The 3,539-nt window shown below is 61.9% G+C and carries 6 protein-coding genes; 4 read left to right on the top strand and 2 right to left on the bottom strand.

Features of this window, described 5'->3' with window-relative positions; translation table 11 throughout:
- Positions 1-344: Sua5/YciO/YrdC/YwlC family protein (locus D6877_RS07180; protein ID WP_178083645.1), on the bottom strand; the 344-nt coding region annotated here is incomplete at its 3' end.
- Between the two features lie 13 nt (positions 345-357).
- Entirely contained in the window at positions 358-1,221 is an 864-nt protein-coding gene (locus D6877_RS07175; RefSeq protein ID WP_016771125.1) for a PHP domain-containing protein, read from the bottom strand.
- Positions 1,222-1,308: 87 nt separating this feature from the next.
- On the opposite strand from D6877_RS07175, the gene D6877_RS07170 reads away from it, so the two are divergent.
- The 4 genes from D6877_RS07170 to D6877_RS07155 all read left to right on the top strand — a co-directional run.
- The gene (locus tag D6877_RS07170) at positions 1,309-1,905 is read left to right on the top strand and encodes a septation protein A (RefSeq protein ID WP_016771126.1); all 597 of its coding nucleotides are present in this window, start codon (positions 1,309-1,311) and stop codon (positions 1,903-1,905) included.
- A gap of 1 nt (position 1,906) precedes the next feature.
- Positions 1,907-2,206 (top strand): YciI family protein, encoded by a 300-nt coding sequence (locus D6877_RS07165; RefSeq protein ID WP_130910328.1) that lies wholly within the window; start codon positions 1,907-1,909, stop codon positions 2,204-2,206.
- A 241-nt stretch (positions 2,207-2,447) separates the two neighbouring features.
- Positions 2,448-2,858 carry a translation initiation factor 2 gene (locus tag D6877_RS07160; RefSeq protein WP_130910327.1) on the top strand — a complete coding sequence of 137 codons (411 nt, stop codon included), beginning with the start codon at positions 2,448-2,450 and terminating at the stop codon, positions 2,856-2,858.
- Positions 2,859-2,865: 7 nt separating this feature from the next.
- Positions 2,866-3,539, top strand: a 674-nt coding sequence (locus D6877_RS07155; RefSeq protein ID WP_016771129.1) for a response regulator transcription factor, incomplete at its 3' end; no start/stop codon positions are given.

The following is a 3,539-nucleotide window of genomic DNA, read 5'->3' as shown; positions in this document are numbered from 1 at the left end:
TTCGGATGCAGCAACAGGCGCGGCACTTCGCGGGTGGCGTTGAGAATAAAGGTGTAAGGCCCCGGCAGGTGCGCCTTGAGAATGCGGAAAGTGCCGGTGTCGATCTTGGCGTAATTGCCCAGTTGCGACAGGTCGCTGCAGATCAGCGCGAAGTTGTGCTTTTCATCAAGCTGACGCAGCCGGCGCACACGCTCGATGGCGGTCTTGTCGCCAATCTGGCAACCGATGGCGTAGGACGAGTCCGTGGGATAAATCACCACCCCGCCCTTGCGGATGATCTCGACCGCCTGTTTGATCAGGCGCGCTTGCGGGTTTTCCGGATGTATCTGGAAAAATTGACTCACATTCTCTACCTGTTCAGACGGCGGCAATATCTGTGTCATGTTTGAACCGACACCACAGGGGTGGAAGGTCCTCGGGAACCGGCCGGTACTGGCCGATCTCGGACCAGCCGCCAGGGCCATGGAAGTCACTGCCGGCGCTGACCAGCAGACCGAACTCACGGGCAAGGATCGCCAGGCTGCCCACCTGCTCTGCGGGCTGATGGCCATTGACCACCTCGATAGCATGCCCGCCTGCTTGAATATAGTCGGCAATCAGCTTTCGGCGCTTGCTACGGGTGAAATCGTAGTGCCAGGGATGCGCCAGGCTGACCCAGGCACCGGCGGCGCGCAGGGTGGCGACGGTGTCTTCGAGGGTCGGCCAGTGCAGCTTGACGTCGCCGAGCTTGCCAGCGCCGAGCCATTTGCGAAACGCCTCGGCGCGATCCTTTACGTAACCTTCACGCACCATCCAGTCAGCGAAATGCGGCCGGGCCGGTGCGTTGCCGCTGTCGCCCAGTTCCTGCTGGATCTGCCGGGCGCCGTCGAGAGCACCGGGCATGCCCTTGAGAGCGAGCTTGCGGCTTATTTCTTCCGACCGCAGCCAGCGGCCATCGTGCAATTTGGCGATCGCTTCGACCAACGGCGCGGCGTTGACGTCGAAACCGTAGCCCAGCACGTGAATAGTCGCCCCGCCCCAGGTGCAGGACAATTCGACGCCGTTGACCAGTTGCATGCCCAACTCGGTGGCGGCAGTACGCGCCTCGGCGAGCCCCTCAAGGGTGTCGTGGTCGGTCAACGCCAGGACTCGCACGCCGTTTTCGAACGCTCGCGCAACCAGAACCGCAGGCGCCAGGGCGCCGTCGGAGGCCGTGCTGTGGCAGTGCAAATCAACATTCACGGGGAGTTGTAACCTCAAATCAGCTGGCGCTATCGCGCGCCCATATGTTTGTTATTATGCCGCCACATCCAGCTTCTGGCTCTCACTGTGAAACAATTCATCGATTTCATCCCGCTTCTGCTGTTCTTCATCGTTTACAAACTTGATCCACGGGTCGTCGACATTGCCGGCCAGCAAGTGACCGTAGGCGGTATCTACAGCGCCACGGCGATGCTGATCATCAGCTCCCTGGTGGTGTACGGCGCGCTGTTCATCAAGCAGCGCAAGCTGGAAAAGAGCCAATGGCTGACGCTGATCGCCTGCCTGGTATTCGGCAGCCTGACGCTGGCCTTCCACAGCGAAACCTTCCTGAAATGGAAAGCGCCGGTGGTCAACTGGTTGTTCGCTGCGGCGTTCATCGGCAGCCATTTCATTGGCGATCGCCTGCTGATCAAACGCATCATGGGCCACGCGCTGACCCTGCCAGACCCGGTCTGGACGCGCCTGAACATCGCCTGGATCGGCTTCTTCCTGTTTTGCGGCGCGGCCAACCTGTTCGTCGCCTTCACCTTCCAGAGCATCTGGGTCGACTTCAAGGTGTTCGGCAGCCTGGGCATGACCGTGCTGTTCCTGGTCGCACAGGGCGTTTACCTGTCGCGCCATCTGCATGACACCGATACCACAACGCCTAAAACCGAGGACTGACATGCTCTACGCCATCATTGCCACCGACGCTGCCAACTCGCTGGAAGCTCGCCTGGCCGCACGCCCCGCTCATCTGGAACGCCTGCAAGCGCTCAAGGGCGAAGGCCGCATCGTGCTGGCCGGCCCGCACCCGGCCGTCGACAGCAATGATCCGGGCGCAGCGGGTTTCACCGGCAGCCTGATCGTCGCCGAGTTCGACTCCCTCAGCGCCGCCCTGGCCTGGGCCGATGCCGATCCGTACATTGCCGCCGGCGTCTACGCCAACGTGATCGTCAAGCCGTTCAAGCAAGTCCTGCCGTAATCCGGTGTTGAAATGCCGAAGGGATTTATGTGGCGAGGGGATTTAGCGAAACGTCGCACCGCCCCGCTGGGTGGCGAAGCCGCCCCAAACCCATCCAACGCGGAATGTCTGACACACCGCGTTCAATAACTCACGACTGCTGCGCAGCCGAACGGGGATAAATCCCCTCGCCACAATCGCTCATTATTCTCGTTTGCCTGCCGACAACCTGCCCAATATCCATTTGGAAACAGGTGTCGCGATGCGCAAGGGTCCGTTGTGTCTGATGTTGCTCACGTTGTCGATCATGGCCCCCGCCCATGGTGATGAAACCACCGAAGGCGGCAGCTCCACGCCATTGTCGCTGAGCGCCGGCAGCCAGATCACCGAGCTGCAACAGCGGCTCAAGGCCAGTGAGCAGCAGCGCGAAGAACTGAACAAACAACTGCAAAATGCCGACAACACTCGCGAAAGCGCCCAGCTCGCCCGGCTGCGCCAGGAGAACCAGCGTCTGAAGCTGCAACTCAAGGAAGCCCAGGGCAGCCCGCTGCCGCGTTTGCTGACCGATCAACAGCAGTGGTTCGTCACTGGCGCCGGGGTAGCGCTATTGGCGCTGCTCTGCGGTATCTTTGCCAGTGGTGCAAGCCGAAAACGTCGGCAATGGCTAAATTGAGTGAGTCATGAGCGAGCTGTTACTGATTGATGATGACCAGGAGTTGTGCGAACTCCTGAGTAGCTGGTTGAGCCAGGAAGGCTTCCAGGTGCGCGCCTGCCACGACGGCCAGAGCGCGCGCAAGGCGTTGGCCGAAACCGCCCCGGCGGCGGTGGTGCTGGACGTGATGCTGCCCGACGGCAGCGGTCTGGAACTGCTCAAGCAATTGCGCAACGACCACGCCGACCTGCCGGTGCTGATGCTGTCAGCGCGTGGCGAACCGCTGGACCGCATCCTCGGCCTCGAACTGGGCGCCGACGATTACCTGGCCAAACCCTGCGACCCCCGCGAACTGACCGCGCGCCTGCGCGCCGTGTTGCGCCGCAGCCATCCCGCCGCTGTGTCAACGCAACTTGAGCTGGGCGACCTGAGTTTCAGCCCGGTGCGCGGCGTGGTCAGCATCGACGAAAAAGAACTGACCCTGACCGTCTCCGAAAGCCGCCTGCTCGAAGCCCTGCTCAAACAGCCGGGCGAGCCGCTGGACAAACAGGAACTGGCGCAACTGGCCCTCGGCCGCAAGCTGACCCTGTACGACCGCAGCCTCGACATGCACGTCAGCAACCTGCGCAAAAAAATCGGCCCCCACCCCGACGGCCGCCCGCGCATCGTTGCGCTGCGTAGCCGTGGTTACTACTACAGCCT

This window comes from Pseudomonas sp. Sample_9 (assembly GCF_004307535.1).
GTDB lineage: Bacteria > Pseudomonadota > Gammaproteobacteria > Pseudomonadales > Pseudomonadaceae > Aquipseudomonas > Aquipseudomonas mercuritolerans.
This window is presented reverse-complemented; position numbering and strand designations above follow the sequence as displayed.

What these genes read in the sequence shown, in the direction of transcription:
- D6877_RS07165 (WP_130910328.1), top strand. Translation starts at nt 1,907, where the DNA reads ATGCTCTACGCCATCATTGCCACCGACGCTGCCAACTCGCTGGAAGCT.
- D6877_RS07160 (WP_130910327.1), top strand. Translation starts at nt 2,448, where the DNA reads ATGCGCAAGGGTCCGTTGTGTCTGATGTTGCTCACGTTGTCGATCATG.